Source organism: Polaromonas sp. P1_G1 (assembly GCF_056405595.1).
Window position 1 is genome coordinate 72296 of record NZ_JBFUBU010000021.1, and the last position, 15127, is coordinate 87422.

Here is a 15127-nt window from a genome sequence, read left to right on the forward strand (position 1 = left end):
GTAGCACTGTCTGCGGCGGCGCGCCTAGCCAGGACCGCTTCGCTGGGGTTTGTGAACGGCTCTCGGTCGATGCCAAGTGCACCGGCACGTGACATCCGGCCGGCACAGGTTTAGAGTGGGTCGGCTGTGGCCGGCAAGCAAGCATCAACTGGCTACAGCCTGAACAAACCTAAAACCAACCATTCAGCGAGGGATTTCCATGAAAAAGAACCAGCTCAGCGCCGCCGTGGCCGGCATCCTGTTGTCCCTGTTTGCCTTATCGCCTCTGGCGCACGCCGAGGGCAAGCCCGCGGCGAAATCCGTCAAACCCGGCACCTTCTGCACTATTCAGGATGCCAAGGCATGCCAGGACGCCGTGACGCCCGCGCAGATCCTGTCGCGCTTCAAGGCCGGCAACACGCGCTTCGTCTCGGGCAAGCCGCGCCACCAGAACTACCTCAAGGAAATGAAGGCCACGGCGGACGGCCAGTTCCCGCTGGCCAGCGTGGTGTCCTGCATCGATTCGCGCGCGCCGGCTGAAATCGTGTTTGACCAGGGCATAGGCGACCTCTTCAATGCGCGCGTGGCAGGCAACATCGTCAACGAAGACATCCTGGGCAGCCTGGAGTTCGCCCACAAGGTCATGGGCGCCAAACTGCTGGTGGTGATGGGCCACACCAGCTGCGGCGCCATCAAGGGCGCGTGCGACGACGCCCAGCTGGGCAACCTGACCGGCCTCATCGGCAAGATCAAGCCGGCCGCGAACCTGGTCTCCGCCGACATCAAGGACCGCACATCCAAGAACTACGCCTTTGTCGAGATGGTGGCCGAGAGCAATGTGCACCTCACGGTGGAAGCGATTCGCGAGAAAAGCCCCATCCTGCGCGAGATGGAGCAAAAGGGCGAGATCCTGATCGTCGGCGCCATGTATGACGTGAAAACCGGCAAGGCCAAGTTCTATGACATGCCCGGCGCCAGCAAAGCCGCCCCTGGCACCAAATCCTGAGAACCTGGACTGGCCCAAGCGGGTGAAAGGCACGCAGTTCGATGACGTCGGCCTGACGGACCGGTGGAAATGTGCAGCTTCTTGCCGATTGGCTCCGTAAAAGCGTCGGTTGAAATTTTTGCGTCCGGCACCCCAGGGCCTGCTTTTCTCAGTCCATTCATCAGGCCGGCTGAATGCTAGACTCGCGCGATTCGAACAACAAAATCGAGGGGTATGGGATGCAGATTTTCCGTCTGTTTGTCATTGCTGCGGCAATTTTTCTGACCGGTTGTGCGGCCACCGGCCCCCGATATTCCGAAGTCGAGGCCAGCTTCCCTACCCTGCGCCCGGGGTATGGACGTCTGGTGGTTTACCGCTCTGGCGGCCTCGGGCAGGCGGTCCAGCCGGACATCAAACTCAATGGCGAGGTTGTCGGCAAGTCGCAACCCCAAGGTTTTTTCTTTGTTGACCGCACGGCAGGCAGATACACCGTCAGCGCGCGCACTGAAATCGAAACGACCCTGGAAGCCGAACTGGAGGACGGCCGTACCACCTACGTGCAGACCAGCATCACGGTGGGACTCCTTGTGGGTCAACCCAGGTTCACCCTCCGAAGCGAAAGCACAGCAATACAACATCTGCCTCACCTGGCTTATATCGGCGGAATTCCACTCGTCCCGGGAAAACCACGCGCCGTTGCGGTGAACAACACCGCGGGGCGCGGCACCGATGAACGAAGCCGCGCATCCGGCCCCGTGACGCTCGACGACCTGAACGGCCTGTTGCCAAGCGCACCGCCCGCCGGTGCCGTGAACAACCCGGCGGGGCGCAGCACCGCCAATGAACGAAGCCGCGCATCCGGCCCCGCGACGCTCGACGACCTGAGCGGCCTGCTGCCTCCCGCACGATAAACCGAACGCTCCATGAGGTGCACCGTGATACTTCAATTCATGCTTCGCGGCATAGGCCTGTTGCTTGTTGGCGGCAATGTCCTTGCGCAAAATGCCACGCCAAGCCCGGAACAGCTCTTTGAGCGCCTGTCGCCCAGCATCTGGGCCGTCAAGACCGTTGATGACGCAGGAAGGCCAATTGCTTCAGGCAGCGCGGTGGTCATCCGAGCCGGCTCGCTCATCACCAATTGCCATGTGCTGGCCAAGGCACGCAAGGTTTCGGTGACACGCGATAACGTTGCTTACGGCGCCGCCCTGGAGCACGCAGACGCCGCGCGCGACCTGTGCCTGCTCAAGGTGGCCAATTTCAACGCGCCGCCGGTCACCGTAGCGACCGCGGAAACCCCGAAAATCGGCTCCCGGGTCTATGCCATTGGAAACCCGCGCGGGCTGGAAATGACGATCAGCGATGGTCTTCTGTCCGGCATCCGCCGTGCAGACAACGATGAGTTCGTCGCGCTGCAAGTCACCGTGCCCATCTCGCCGGGTTCCAGCGGCGGCGGCCTTTTCGACGCGCAAGGCCGTCTGATTGGCATCACCACTTTTATGTTGCGCGATGCACAAAATGTGAATTTCGCCTTGCCGGCCGCCTGGATTGCCGAAGTCCCTGCGCGCGCAGCGGCGGCGCTGGCCGCGCGCGATGAACGCAACAAACCTGCCGCGACCACCCAGGCCCAGGCAGCAAGCGCGCAGGTCTTTGAGTACCGGCTGCGCGAGCGAACCACCGGATTGACGCAGAACATCAGGTACCGGCTGGACCGCACGGACGGAGACCAACTGATTTTCAACCAGGGAAGCCGGGTGGAGCGGGCCGGCGGCGAGGTTGTCACACTCACCAGCGCCATTGCCGGGGACTATGAGCTGGCAATGCCGCCGCGCGGCTGGATCACCAAGACACCGGAGCCCGGGCAGACATGGCAGCTTCGCTACGAAACCGGGATACAAAGCCAGAAAATCAGAATGAACCTCACGGCCCGCGCAACGGATGAGTCCACCATGCGCATTGGCGACCGCGAGCTTCGCATCATGCGGGTCGAGTTCACCGGGTTTACAGAACGGGGCGCTTTCATCAGGACTTACGCGGTATATACCGCCAATGCGTGGTACGCGCCTGAACTTGGCCGCGTCGTGCGATTTGATGCAAAAGCGCGCGGCGGAAGCGGCCCCAGTTTCTTTCTTGTCGACGAGGCTCTGGAACTTGTCGACATCCGCAAGGAGTGACCGAGCGTGAGACGCACCGTGATACTTCAATTCATGCTTCGCGGCATAGGCCTGTTGCTTGTTGGCGGCAATGTCCTTGCGCAAAATGCCACGCCGAGCCCCGAACAGCTGTTCGAGCGCCTGTCGCCCAGTATCTGGGTCGTCAAGACCTTTGATGACGCGGGAAGGCCAATTGCTTCAGGCAGCGCTGTGGTCATTCGAGCCGGCTCGCTCATCACGAATTGCCATGTGCTGGCCAAAGCGCGCAAGGTTTCGGTGACACGCGATAACGTCGCTTACGGCGCCGCCCTGGAGCACGCGGACGCCGCGCGCGACCTGTGCCTGCTCAAGGTGGCCAATTTCAACGCGCCGCCGGTCACCGTAGCGACCGCGGAAACCCCGAAAATCGGCTCCCGGGTCTATGCCATTGGAAATCCGCGCGGGCTGGAAATGACGATCAGCGATGGTCTTCTGTCCGGCGTCCGCCGTGCAGACAATGATGAGTTCGTCGCGCTGCAAGTCACCGTACCCATCTCGCCGGGTTCCAGCGGCGGCGGCCTTTTCGACGCGCAAGGCCGTCTGATTGGCATCACCACCTTTATGTTGCGCGATGCACAAAATGTGAATTTCGCCTTGCCGGCCGCCTGGATTGCCGAAGTCCCTGCGCGCGCAGCGGCAGCGCTGGCCGCGCGTGATGAACGCAACAAACCCGCCGTGACCACCCAGGCAGCAAGCGCGCAGGTCTTCGAGTACCGGCTGCGCGATCGAACCACGGGATTGACGCAGAACATCAGGTACCGGCTGGACCGCACGGACGGAGACCAACTGATCTTCAACCAGGGAAGCCGGGTGGAGCGGGCCGGCGGCGAGGTTGTTACGCTCGCCAGCGTCATCGCCGGAGAGTATGAGCTGGCAATGCCGCCGCGCGGCTGGATAAACAAGACACCGGAGCCCGGGCAGACGTGGCAGCTTCGCTACGAAACCCGGATGCAAAACCAGAAAATCGGGATGAACGTCACAGCCCGCGCAACGGATGAGTCGACCATGCGCATTGGCGACCGCGAACTTCGCATCATGCGGGTCGAGTTCAAGGGGTCTACAGAACGGGGTAACAACAGGACTTACGCGGCATATACCGCCAATGCGTGGTATGCGCCTGAGCTTGGCCGCGTCGTGCGATTTGATGCAAAAGCGCGCGGCGGAAACGGCAGCAATTTCTATCTTGTTGACGAGGCTCTGGAGCTATTCGACATCCGCAAGGAGTAACCGGGGGCGGCCGAGGGTAGCAAATTCGTTTTTCACAAAACGCCTTCATTTTCTTCACGCCGCCAGCCCCGGCTTTGCATTAAAGTGCCTTCATCACCGGCCAGAACCGGTTTCATCCCCGAAGGCCATCCATGAACGCACCCGCTGAAGCCTGGCAACAGCCCCCGCTTGAACGCCGTGAACGCCAGGCCCAGGTGGTCGGCGCGCTGCAGGCCGTGCTGCCGGCACACGCGCTGCTCTGGAACAAGGAAGACACCACCCCTTATGAATGCGACGGCCTGACCGCCTACCGCCAGCGGCCGCTGGTCGTGGCCCTGCCCGAAACCTATGCACAGGTACAAGCCGTGCTCAAGGCCTGCCACGCGCTGGACGTGCCGGTGGTCGCGCGCGGCGCGGGCACCGGGCTTTCCGGCGGCGCCATGCCGCACGCGCTGGGCGTCACGCTCTCGCTGGCCAAGTTCAACAAGATCCTCAAGCTCAACGCCGCCAGCCGCACGGCCGTTGTGCAGGGCGGTGTGCGCAACCTCGCGATCTCCGAGGCGGCCGCGCCGCTGGGCCTTTATTACGCGCCCGACCCTTCCAGCCAGATCGCCTGCACCATAGGCGGCAACGTGGCCGAGAACTCGGGTGGTGTGCACTGCCTCAAGTACGGCCTGACGGTGCACAACGTTCTCAAAGTCAAGGGCTTCACGGTTGAAGGTGAAGAGATCGAGTTCGGCAGCGAGGCGCTCGATGCCCCCGGCTACGATTTGCTGAGCATCATCATCGGCAGTGAAGGCATGCTGGCCGTGACCACCGAGGTCACCGTGAAGCTGGTGCCCAAGCCCCGGCTGGCGCGCTGCATCATGGCCAGCTTTGACGACCTGCGCAAGGCCGGCGACGCCGTGGCCGCCGTGATAGCCGCCGGCATCATCCCGGCGGGCCTGGAGATGATGGACAAACCCATGACGGCCGCCGTGGAAGATTTTGTGCACGCCGGCTACGACCTCAGCGCCGAAGCGATTTTGCTCTGCGAAAGCGACGGCACGCCCGAGGAGGTCGAGGAAGAGATAGTCCGCATGAGCGAAGTGCTGCGCCGCTGCGGCGCCACCGCCATCGCCGTGAGCCGCGACGAAGCCGAGCGCCTGCGTTTCTGGAGCGGCCGCAAGAACGCCTTCCCCGCCTCGGGCCGCATCAGCCCCGACTACATGTGCATGGACTCCACGATTCCGCGCAAGCGTCTGGCCGACATCCTGCTGGCGATTGCCGAGATGGARAAGAAATACCAGCTGCGCTGCGCCAACGTCTTTCATGCGGGCGACGGCAATCTGCACCCGCTGATCCTGTTTGACGCCAACGACCCCGACCAGCTGCACCGCTGCGAACTCTTCGGCGCCGACATCCTGGAGACCAGCGTCGCCATGGGCGGCACCGTGACGGGCGAGCACGGTGTGGGCGTGGAGAAACTCAACTCCATGTGCGTGCAGTTTTCGGCAGAGGAAAACGAGCAGATGTTCGGCGTCAAGCGCGCCTTCGACAGCAAGGGCCTGCTCAACCCGGGCAAGGTGATCCCCACGCTGAACCGCTGCGCCGAATACGGAAAAATGCTGGTGCGGGCCGGGCAGATCAAGCATCCCGACCTTCCGCGTTTCTAGGCAAAATGCGCAACCATAGGGCGACCACGTAGACTGCGCGGAAAAGCACAGGCCGGACAATGCAAGCAACACCCTCTCGCGCCAACAGTCCACTCAGTCCCATCGCCCCGCGCCGACGGCTGCTCTGCGGACTGGCGGGGGCTTTGCTGGCATGGCTTCCGCAGTGGGGACTCTGCCTGGACCAGGGCAGCGCATTGCCCCACCTCGAGCCTTTCGACAAAGCCATGCTGGAACTCATCCAGAAACACAACATCCCGGGCGCCAGCCTGGCCGTGGCCAAGGACGGAAAACTGCTGCTCGCCAAGGGCTACGGCCATGCCGACAAGGACAAGCAGGAGGCCATGGCGCCGCAAACCCTTTTTCGCATGGGCAGCATCAACAAAACCTTGACGGCGGTCATGGTGCTCAAGCTGGCCGAGGATGGAAAGCTGAAGCTGGACGACCCGGCGCTGCCCCTGCTCGAGAAAGCCGGAATCGTGATTGCACCGCCCGCCGACCCACGCGCCAGGGACATCCGCATCCGCCACCTGCTGCAGCATTCCGGCGGCTTTGACCGGGAGCGTTCGGGTGATCCGTTTTTCCAGCCACGGCTCAGGGAGATCGCCCGCCGGCAAGGCGTATCGCCCGTCAGCTGCGACGCCATCATCCGGGACTCGCTGCAGGAGAAACTGGATTTCACGCCCGGCGAGCGCTTCGCCTACTCCAACACCGGCTACTGCATGCTTGGCAGGATTGTGGAAACCGTCACCGGTGAGCCCTACCGGGCTTTCAGCAGCAGGGAATTTTTGCAGCCCGTCATCGGCAAAGGCTTCCAGGCCGCGAGCAGCACCGAAAGCCGGCCCGGCGAAACGAAGTACTACGCCTTTCCCGGAGAGCCGTTGCAGCGCGGCGCGCCCGGCGTCGCAAACGGGAATGTGCCCAGCCCCTACGGCTCCTACTCCGTTGAGAACATGGATGCGCTGGGGGCGTGGGTGGCAACGCCGACGGATGTCCTGAAATTTTTCCTGGCGATCGACGGCGCCCGCGGCAAGCGATTGCTCAATGAGGAATCGGTGCGGGTCATGCGCAGCGAGCCCGTGCTGGCAAAAGAAAATGATCCGCGCAGCTTCTACGCGGCGGGCATCCACGTGGTCAGGAGCGACAAGGGTGACAACTGGTGGCACACGGGCAGCCAGCCGGGCCTGCAAACCCTGGCGTTGAGAACCCGGCAGGGCTATGCATGGGTAGCGGCCTTCAATTCCAGGCCGGACCCCTCCGGGCGCCGCGCCTTCTTCAAGGATATCGACCAGGCGCTGTGGGGCGCAGCCAATGCGGTGAAGGAGTGGCCGCAAGGGGATCTTTTTGCCAGCCCGTAAACGCATCACGGGCGCGGCCCAGGCATCGACACGCCGCTCTTCCGCCGGGAGGTTCACGCGATGACGGCGTTGCGCGGACTGGCCTGGTTACTGATTTTTCAATCCATCGGGGAACTGCTTTCGCGCGGCTTTTCCCTGCCCTTTCCGGGGCCGGTGATCGGCATGGTTTTGCTGCTGATTGGCCTTCGTGCAGAGCTGGTGCGAGGACCTGTGTCAGTGTGCGCAGACTTTCTTCTCTCGCACCTTTCGTTACTCTTTGTGCCTGTCGGCGTGGGCGTCATGACCCATCTTTCGCTCGTAAACCAGTACGGCGTGCGCATTTTGCTGGCCGTGGTGATGTCCACATTGGCGGGTTTGGGGGTCACGGTGCTGACCCTGCACCTGTTGCGGGACCGCGGCGGCGCGGCTTCAGGGGAACCGCCGAATGCCTAAATTCGTCGAACTCTGGGTTTACCTGTCGGCCACGCCGCTGTTCGGCCTGACAGCCACCCTGGTGGTCTATGTGCTGGCGCAAGCGGTTTATGCGCGCCTGGGCCAGCCGCCCTGGGCCAATCCGGTGCTCTGGACGGTGGTGTGCCTGGCCGGCGCGTTGCTGGCCACCGGCGTGCCCTACCCCACCTATTTCGCGGGTGCCCAGTTCATCCATTTCCTGCTGGGGCCCGCGGTGGTGGCGCTGGCTTGGCCGCTGTGGCTGCGGCGCGAAGAGCTGCGCCGGCGCTGGGGCCGGCTGCTGCTGGCGGCATTGGCGGGCGGCATCGCGGCCAGTGGCTCCGCGCTGTTGATGGGCTGGGCGCTGGGTTTGCCTTCGGAAGTGACCTTGTCGCTTGCGCCCAAATCGGTCACCGCGCCAGTGGCCATGGGCATTGCCGAAAAGATAGGTGGCATCCCGGCGCTGGCGGCCGTGTTTGCGGTGATCACGGGGCTGGTCGGGGCGCTCTGCGGCAAATACCTGTTTGACGCGTTGCGCATTCCACGCGATGGATCAGGCTGGGCCGCACGCGGCTTTGCGCTGGGCACGGTCTCCCACGGCCTGGGCGCGGCGCGGGCACTGCAGGTCAATGCCGACGCGGGCGCCTATGCCGGCCTGGCGCTGGGCCTGCAGGTGGTGCTGGCCTCCGCGCTGATCCCGCTGGCCTTCCGCTGGTTGTAAGCGGAGGGCGAACGCGAAAACGCCGCATCACTTCCCTGCCGTGAACGGCGGGAAAGTGATGTGGCTTTTCGATGGCGAGGTAACCGCGCCTGCTTGTTGCTTTAAGTCTCCTACACCGCCTGCAAACCCGGCTTCACCGCACTCACCGGCTTGGCCGTAGCCAGCGCGCCGAACAGAATCTCGCCCGAAAGCTGGCCGCCTTCTTCAATCACCAGCTTGCCGTAGCGGATGATGCCGGTGACCTTTCCGGTCGAATAAATCACCAGCTTCTGGCGCACCGTGAGGTTGCCGTTGAATTCGCCGCGGATTTCCGCCACGTCGATTTCCGCCGAGCCTTTGAAGGCGCCTTGCTCGGCGATCTGGATCACACGCGAATCCATGGTGGCTTCCACCAGGCCTTCGACGACGAGCGTGTCGCAGTCGGTGATCTCCACGCCCTTGAGCTTGATGTTGGGCCCCACCGTCAGCTTGCTGCCGCCTTCTTTGGCGGTGCTGGTGGACGGCGCGACCTCATTCACCGGTTTGGCGGCATTGTTCTGCTGGCTGGACAGCGGGGCCGAATGCAGCGTGCTGGCCGAGCCGCTGTTGCCGTAGCCGTTTCCGGGGCTGTTGCGCAGACCCGTCGGTGTCTCGTTTTCTCGCTTGCCAAAGAACGGTGTTGCCATGTGAGTTCCTTCAAAAAAGAAGGCATGGTACGTCGCTGAAAAATTAAAAGCTTGGGCAGCATGCAAGAGAGGTAACGAAATTAATTCTTACATTCCCCTTCGGGAGCACCGCGCGTGTAGCATGGAGCGCAACATGAGCACCGACAGCGAACTCCATCACTTCACGCTTTTTGCCACCGCCATCGGGCAGTGCGCGCTGGTGTGGAACGGCCACGGCATCGCCGCCGTGCGCCTGCCCGAGCAGAGCGAAGGCCGCATGCTGTCGCGCCTGCACCGGCGGTTCCCGATGCTCGAAGCCGGAGCGCCGCCGCCCGCAGAGCAACAGGCCATAGACGGCATGGTGGCCTTGCTCGAAGGCGAAGCCCGCGACCTGCGCTTCTGCACGCTGGACCTGCGCAACGAGACGCCCTTCCATCTGCGCGTATACACGGCCGCGCAGGACATCCTGCCGGGCAAGACCAAGACCTACGGTGAGATCGCTGCACTGCTGGGAGACCCCGGCGCCGCGCGCGCCGTGGGGCAGGCGCTGGGGCACAACCCTTTCCCCATCATCGTGCCCTGCCACCGCGTGCTGGCTTCGGGCGCGCAGTCGGGCGGCTTCTCGGCGCCGGGCGGTGTCTCGACCAAGCTGCGCATGCTGCTGATCGAGGGCGCCGAAATCGGCGGCGCGCCTGGCTTGTTCGACCGCGAACCGCCGCACGCCGCAAGCTGATTTTTTTCTTCCATACGGAACACCCACACCATGCCCTCCGCCTCCAGCTCCACATCGCCGTCCATCCTCCTGTACTCAGCCCGCCTCAGCATGTTTGGCGCCAAGGTGCAGATCGCGGCCATCGAAAAAAGCATCCCCTTTGAGCTCGTCATGGTGCCCTTCACGCAAGCCGAGGGTTATTCGCCCAAAAATCCGGAAGTGATGCGCATCAACCCGAAGAAGCAGGTTCCGGTACTGGTGCACGGTGAGCTGGAGATTTTCGATTCGACGCAGATCCTGGAATACCTCGAAGACCTCAAGCCCGAACCGGCGCTGTGGCTCACCGGCATCGCCAGGCGCGCACGGGTCCGCCAGCTGGAGCACCGTTCGGACGAGGTCTACTTTCCCCACGTCATCAAGCTGATGGGCCTGCAGGACAAGCTGGGCGACCCACAGGCTGTCGCGGCGCTGCAGGGCGCGCGGGATTTTTACCGCTACCTGGAGCCGCTGCTGGCCGGACAGGACTACATGGCCGGGGATTTTTCGAACGCCGACATCGCTCTCTACATGGCCATGATTTTCGGCGAGCGCATGGGCGCGCCCCTCACGGCGGAGACACCGCGGCTGCTGGCCTGGCGCGACCGGATGAGCGCGCGCGCTTCGGTGCGCGAGGTGGTGATCCCCATGGCGAAATACCTGCTGTCAGACGGACGGCCGCTACCTGCCTTTATGGAAAGAATGTTGCACGGCGGCTGAGCTTCAGGCCTTACGGCAGAGGGGCTGCTGCAAAACAGCCAAGCAAAAAACGTCGCTTTGGCGCAAACTGGCGAGCCCGGCCACGCCACAACTCCAACACGCGCAGCCGGCAAAAAAAGGAGTTCGCCATGCCCCGCCATACCCCCATAGAGCGCTACCGCAACATCGGCATCAGCGCGCACATCGACGCCGGCAAGACCACCACCACCGAGCGCATCCTGTTTTACACCGGTGTGAACTACAAGATCGGCGAAGTCCATGAAGGCACGGCCACCATGGACTGGATGGAACAGGAGCAGGAGCGCGGCATCACCATCACCTCGGCGGCGACCACGGCCTTCTGGAAAGGCATGGCGGGCAACTACCCCGAGCACCGGATCAACATCATCGACACGCCGGGCCACGTGGACTTCACCATCGAGGTCGAGCGCTCCATGCGCGTGCTCGACGGCGCGGTGATGGTCTACGACGCCGTGGGCGGCGTGCAGCCGCAGTCGGAAACCGTCTGGCGCCAGGCCAACAAGTACAAGGTGCCGCGCCTGGCCTTCGTCAACAAGATGGACCGCGTGGGCGCCGATTTCTTCCGCGTGCAGCGCCAGATCAGCGAACGCCTCAAAGGCGTGGCCGTGCCGGTGCAGATTCCGGTCGGCGCCGAGGATCATTTCCAGGGCGTGGTCGACCTCGTCAAGATGAAAGCCATCATCTGGGACGACACCAGCCAGGGCGTGCATTTCGAGTACGGCGACATCCCGGCGGAGCTGCTGGACACCGCCAACGAATGGCGCACCAAGATGATTGAGGCTGCCGCCGAAGCCAATGACGAGTTGCTGAACAAATACCTGGCCGGTGAACCGCTGAGCGAGGACGAAATCAGGCAGGGCCTGCGCCAGCGCACCATTGCCAACGAGATCGTTCCCATGCTCTGCGGCAGCGCTTTCAAGAACAAGGGCGTGCAGGCCATGCTGGACGCGGTGATCGACTACATGCCCTCTCCGGCGGACGTGCCGGCCATCCTGGGCCACACCGAAGACGACGAGGGCGAGGCCGAGCGGCACCCAACAGACGACGAGCCTTTTTCGGCGCTGGCCTTCAAGATCATGACCGACCCCTACGTCGGGCAGCTGATTTTCTTTCGTGTGTACTCGGGCGTGGTCAAGGCTGGCGACACGGTCTACAACCCGGTCAAGGGCAAGCGCGAGCGGCTGGGCCGCATTTTGCAGATGCACGCCAATCAACGCAACGAGGTCAAGGAAGTGCGCGCCGGCGACATCGCCGCGGCCGTCGGCCTGAAGGACGCGACCACCGGCGACACACTGTGCGACCCGGCCCACGTGATCATCCTCGAGAAGATGATCTTCCCCGAACCGGTGATCTCGCAGGCGGTGGAACCCAAGACCCAGGCCGACCAGGAAAAAATGGGCATCGCGCTGAACCGCCTGGCGCAGGAAGACCCTTCGTTCCGCGTGCACACCGACGAGGAATCCGGCCAGACCATCATCTCGGGCATGGGCGAACTGCACCTCGAAATCCTGGTCGACCGCATGAAGCGCGAGTTCAGCGTCGAGGCCAACGTCGGCAAGCCGCAGGTGGCTTACCGCGAAACCATACGGCAGGCGGTGAACGACGTCGAAGGCAAGTTCATCAAGCAGTCTGGGGGCCGCGGGCAGTACGGCCACGCCGTGCTCAACCTGGAGCCGCAGCCTTCGGGCAAGGGCTATGAGTTCGTCGATGCCATCAAGGGCGGCGTGATCCCGCGCGAGTACATTCCCGCCGTCAACAAGGGCATACAGGAAACGCTGAAGGCCGGCGTGCTCGCGGGCTACCCGGTGGTGGACGTGAAGGCCACGCTGGTGTTCGGCTCCTACCATGACGTGGACTCCAACGAAAATGCTTTCCGCATGGCCGGCTCGCTGGCCTTCAAGGAAGCCATGCGCCGCGCCAAACCGGTGCTGCTGGAGCCCGTGATGGCCGTCGAGGTCGAAACGCCCGAGGACTTCATGGGCAATGTGATGGGTGACCTCTCGTCACGCCGCGGCATGGTGCAGGGCATGGAAGACATCGCGGGTGGCGGCGGCAAGCTGGTGCGCGCCGAGGTGCCGCTGTCGGAGATGTTCGGCTACTCCACCACCTTGCGTTCGCTCACGCAGGGCCGCGCGACTTACACCATGGAGTTCAAGCGCTATGCCGAGACCACGGCCGACGTGGCCGCGGCCATCATGCGCGGCAAGGGCGGCTGAGGGCGCCACCGCGCGCACCGGGGTGCAAAGACATCTGCGCCCTCAGGGTCTGCCGGCGTGCGTTGCTTATTTTTACCGGAGTCCTACACTGAAATTCCCTTGGCTTCACTACGGAGGTTGTCATGGATACCCTCAATCGCTGGCAGGACAGGCTGGAAATTTTCGTGGGGCTCTGGCTGTGCATCGCGCCCTGGGCGTTGGCGCTGCCCGAGGCGGCGGCATGGTGCTCGGTGGTCGTGGGCGTAGCCGTCATCGTCCTCGCGTCGCAAGACCTCTTCCTGCCCAACCACCTGGACGACTGGGCCAATGCCCTGCTGGGCGTGGGCCTGATGATTTCGCCCTGGGTCTGGAACTACGCCGGGCATGACAATGCCATGCTCAATGCGCTGGTCATGGGCTTGCTGGTCACGCTGACATCGGGCTGGGCCCTGGAGCGTGTGCTTTATGACAAGTTCAAAGTCTGGAGATCGCAGCACCACGCCCATTGAGGGCTTTGAGACATTGACGCGCTGCGCGCGCCCACCCCCACACACGGCAACGTGCCGTGCTGAAGGTACTTTTTCTTCAACCGTTCAGGCCACCGGCACTTTCAGCGGCACGGCCCGGACCGGCAGGCGCAGGCCCACGCCTATGCGGTTCCAGGCATTCATCAGCGCCGCCGCCATGGTCAGCTCGGCGATCTCGCGTTCGTTGAAATACGCGGCGAGGGCGTCGAAGTCTTCGTCGGGCGCCTGTGTCTGCGGGAGCAGGGTCAGGCTTTCGGCCCAGTTCAGCGCGGCGCGCTCGCGTTCGGTGAACAAGGTGACTTCGCGCCAGGTGCTCAGGCTGTTGAGCCGCTGCAGGTCTTCGCCGCCGGCCAGCAGGTCGCGCGCATGCGAGTCAACGCAATAAGCGCAGCCATTGATCTGCGAGATGCGCTGGCGCACCAGGTCTATCAGCCGCATGCCGAGGGTGGAGTCCTCCAGCGTGGCATTGACGGCGCCCAGGGCGCCCACGGCTTCGGGGATCACCTTGCGGTGCTGGAGGCGGCCGTTGGCCGAGGGCATGGAAATCGTGCTCATGGGTGAAAACTCCTTGAAGTTCAATGAGCCCCCGACAACCGAGAGCTTCACCCCTTAAGACGGCCCGCTTCCTCGAGTTGTGACAGCACCCGCACCAGCTTGGCCGGGTTGCGCTGGGTGTGGATCTCGGCCAGCAGGCCGTTCTCGAAGTACAGCGACTGCACCGACTCGAGCCGGCCATGCACAAAACGCAGCAGGCCCGGCACGCCGTTGATGTCGGCGATCTCCAGGCGCTGTGCCGGCCCATGGTTGAGCGCGGTGGCGAAATAGAGCTGGGCCAGCCGCTGGGCGCCGCGCAACACCTGGCCGAAAGACGGCACCACGCCGCCGCCGTCGCTGACCAGGCTGGCCTCTTCGCTGATCAGGCTTTTGATGGTGGCCAGATTGCCTTCACGCGCCGCCGCGGCAAAGCGTGCCAGCAGCCGCAAATGCTCTTCGCGGCTGACGCTGAAACGCGTTTTGCCTTCCCGCACCTGCGCCTTGGCGCGGCTGACCAGCTGGCGGCAGGCGGCCTGGCTTTTACCCAGCGTGCGGGCCATGTCGGCATAGTCGGCGTCAAAGACCTCGCGCAGCAGGAAGGCCGCGCGCTCGTCCGGCGTCAGGCGCTCCAGCACCGCCAGAAAGGCCAGCGAAATGTCGCCCGCGAACTCCAGCATCTGCTCGGGCGAGTCCTGGGTGTCGGTCAGCATCGGCTCGGCCAGCCAGAAACCGGTGTAATGCTCACGCGCGGTCTTGGCGGCGCGCAGCCGGTCTATGGACAGCCTGGTGACCGTGGTGACCAGCCAGGCCTCGGCGCTGCGCAAATCATCGGGGCGCGCACTGTTCCAGCGCAGCCAGGCGTCCTGCACCACGTCCTGGGCGTCGGCATGCGAGCCGAGCATGCGGTAGGCGATGCCTAGCAGGCGTGGGCGGTGGGCGTCAAAGTTTTCGGCCGAAGGGGAGGGAGCGTTGTCCATATGCCGGCAAGACGGATGGGGCTGGTTGATTGTGACAAGTGGCGTTGAAATGGTCCAACTTTGGGCCGGCTCTTGCTCCGGCGGTGCGCTCTCTTCTGAGTTCTGCTGGCCGGGGGTTGCCCGGCAGCAAGTAACTTTCTTTTGCTTCGCCAAAAGAAAGTCACCAAAGAAAAGGCGACCCGCAGTCTGGGTCCCTACGCTTCGCTTCGGGCAACCTGCGGTGCTCGAGCCAAGCGGGGTCC

At 63.7% G+C, this 15127-nt stretch carries 15 protein-coding genes; 12 read left to right on the forward strand and 3 right to left on the reverse strand.

The window, feature by feature from the left end:
• Window positions 1–199: 199 nt before the first annotated feature.
• From AC1D1Y_RS12635 to AC1D1Y_RS12670, 8 genes are all read left to right on the forward strand, one after another.
• Complete coding sequence (locus tag AC1D1Y_RS12635; protein WP_477682638.1) at window positions 200–985, forward strand: carbonic anhydrase family protein; 786 nt, start codon at window positions 200–202, stop codon at window positions 983–985.
• A gap of 218 nt (window positions 986–1203) precedes the next feature.
• Window positions 1204–1875 carry a DUF2846 domain-containing protein gene (locus tag AC1D1Y_RS12640; RefSeq protein WP_477682639.1) on the forward strand — a complete coding sequence of 224 codons (672 nt, stop codon included), beginning with the start codon at window positions 1204–1206 and terminating at the stop codon, window positions 1873–1875.
• Window positions 1876–1914: 39 nt separating this feature from the next.
• Window positions 1915–3135, forward strand: a complete 1221-nt coding sequence (locus AC1D1Y_RS12645) for a S1C family serine protease (RefSeq protein WP_477682640.1) — start codon at window positions 1915–1917, stop codon at window positions 3133–3135.
• Between the two features lie 6 nt (window positions 3136–3141).
• Window positions 3142–4380: a S1C family serine protease gene (locus AC1D1Y_RS12650; RefSeq protein WP_477682641.1), complete on the forward strand. Its 1239-nt coding sequence runs from the start codon at window positions 3142–3144 to the stop codon at window positions 4378–4380.
• 131 nt (window positions 4381–4511) lie between these two features.
• On the forward strand, window positions 4512–6014 hold the full coding sequence (locus AC1D1Y_RS12655) for an FAD-linked oxidase C-terminal domain-containing protein (RefSeq protein WP_477682642.1): 1503 nt from the start codon (window positions 4512–4514) through the stop codon (window positions 6012–6014).
• A 143-nt stretch (window positions 6015–6157) separates the two neighbouring features.
• Window positions 6158–7369, forward strand: coding sequence for a serine hydrolase domain-containing protein (locus tag AC1D1Y_RS12660; RefSeq protein WP_477682643.1), 1212 nt, complete (start codon window positions 6158–6160; stop codon window positions 7367–7369).
• A 60-nt stretch (window positions 7370–7429) separates the two neighbouring features.
• Window positions 7430–7801, forward strand: coding sequence for a CidA/LrgA family protein (locus AC1D1Y_RS12665; RefSeq protein ID WP_477682644.1), 372 nt, complete (start codon window positions 7430–7432; stop codon window positions 7799–7801).
• Window positions 7794–8519 (forward strand): LrgB family protein, encoded by a 726-nt coding sequence (locus tag AC1D1Y_RS12670; RefSeq protein WP_477682645.1) that lies wholly within the window; start codon window positions 7794–7796, stop codon window positions 8517–8519. Before AC1D1Y_RS12665 ends, AC1D1Y_RS12670 begins: the two co-directional genes overlap by 8 nt.
• Window positions 8520–8629: 110 nt before the next feature.
• On the opposite strand, the gene AC1D1Y_RS12675 is transcribed toward AC1D1Y_RS12670, so the two are convergent.
• Window positions 8630–9184, reverse strand: a complete 555-nt coding sequence (locus tag AC1D1Y_RS12675) for a bactofilin family protein (RefSeq protein ID WP_477682646.1) — start codon at window positions 9182–9184, stop codon at window positions 8630–8632.
• A gap of 133 nt (window positions 9185–9317) precedes the next feature.
• On the opposite strand from AC1D1Y_RS12675, the gene AC1D1Y_RS12680 reads away from it, so the two are divergent.
• From AC1D1Y_RS12680 to AC1D1Y_RS12695, 4 genes are all read left to right on the forward strand, one after another.
• On the forward strand, window positions 9318–9896 hold the full coding sequence (locus AC1D1Y_RS12680) for a methylated-DNA--[protein]-cysteine S-methyltransferase (RefSeq protein WP_477682647.1): 579 nt from the start codon (window positions 9318–9320) through the stop codon (window positions 9894–9896).
• 30 nt (window positions 9897–9926) lie between these two features.
• Window positions 9927–10631, forward strand: coding sequence for a glutathione S-transferase family protein (locus tag AC1D1Y_RS12685; protein ID WP_477682648.1), 705 nt, complete (start codon window positions 9927–9929; stop codon window positions 10629–10631).
• 128 nt (window positions 10632–10759) lie between these two features.
• The gene (gene fusA / locus AC1D1Y_RS12690) at window positions 10760–12868 is read left to right on the forward strand and encodes an elongation factor G (RefSeq protein WP_477653882.1); all 2109 of its coding nucleotides are present in this window, start codon (window positions 10760–10762) and stop codon (window positions 12866–12868) included.
• Window positions 12869–12990: 122 nt separating this feature from the next.
• Window positions 12991–13356: an SPW repeat protein gene (locus tag AC1D1Y_RS12695; protein ID WP_477678829.1), complete on the forward strand. Its 366-nt coding sequence runs from the start codon at window positions 12991–12993 to the stop codon at window positions 13354–13356.
• An 84-nt stretch (window positions 13357–13440) separates the two neighbouring features.
• Here AC1D1Y_RS12695 and AC1D1Y_RS12700 read toward each other — a convergent pair whose 3' ends face one another.
• Window positions 13441–13929 (reverse strand): carboxymuconolactone decarboxylase family protein, encoded by a 489-nt coding sequence (locus AC1D1Y_RS12700; RefSeq protein ID WP_477682649.1) that lies wholly within the window; start codon window positions 13927–13929, stop codon window positions 13441–13443.
• A 47-nt stretch (window positions 13930–13976) separates the two neighbouring features.
• A complete protein-coding gene (gene sigJ / locus AC1D1Y_RS12705; protein WP_477682650.1) occupies window positions 13977–14885 on the reverse strand; it encodes an RNA polymerase sigma factor SigJ in 909 nt (302 codons plus the stop codon).
• Between the last annotated feature and the right edge of the window lie 242 nt (window positions 14886–15127).

Bases quoted from the DNA above. Each gene is read 5' to 3' on its own strand.
- AC1D1Y_RS12695 (WP_477678829.1), top strand. From the start codon at position 12,991: ATGGATACCCTCAATCGCTGGCAGGACAGGCTGGAAATTTTCGTGGGG.
- AC1D1Y_RS12700 (WP_477682649.1), bottom strand. From the start codon at position 13,929: ATGAGCACGATTTCCATGCCCTCGGCCAACGGCCGCCTCCAGCACCGC.
- AC1D1Y_RS12680 (WP_477682647.1), top strand. From the start codon at position 9,318: ATGAGCACCGACAGCGAACTCCATCACTTCACGCTTTTTGCCACCGCC.
- AC1D1Y_RS12670 (WP_477682645.1), top strand. From the start codon at position 7,794: ATGCCTAAATTCGTCGAACTCTGGGTTTACCTGTCGGCCACGCCGCTG.
- sigJ (WP_477682650.1), bottom strand. From the start codon at position 14,885: ATGGACAACGCTCCCTCCCCTTCGGCCGAAAACTTTGACGCCCACCGC.
- fusA (WP_477653882.1), top strand. From the start codon at position 10,760: ATGCCCCGCCATACCCCCATAGAGCGCTACCGCAACATCGGCATCAGC.
- AC1D1Y_RS12675 (WP_477682646.1), bottom strand. From the start codon at position 9,184: ATGGCAACACCGTTCTTTGGCAAGCGAGAAAACGAGACACCGACGGGT.
- AC1D1Y_RS12685 (WP_477682648.1), top strand. From the start codon at position 9,927: ATGCCCTCCGCCTCCAGCTCCACATCGCCGTCCATCCTCCTGTACTCA.
- AC1D1Y_RS12635 (WP_477682638.1), top strand. From the start codon at position 200: ATGAAAAAGAACCAGCTCAGCGCCGCCGTGGCCGGCATCCTGTTGTCC.
- AC1D1Y_RS12665 (WP_477682644.1), top strand. From the start codon at position 7,430: ATGACGGCGTTGCGCGGACTGGCCTGGTTACTGATTTTTCAATCCATC.
- AC1D1Y_RS12645 (WP_477682640.1), top strand. From the start codon at position 1,915: ATGCTTCGCGGCATAGGCCTGTTGCTTGTTGGCGGCAATGTCCTTGCG.
- AC1D1Y_RS12640 (WP_477682639.1), top strand. From the start codon at position 1,204: ATGCAGATTTTCCGTCTGTTTGTCATTGCTGCGGCAATTTTTCTGACC.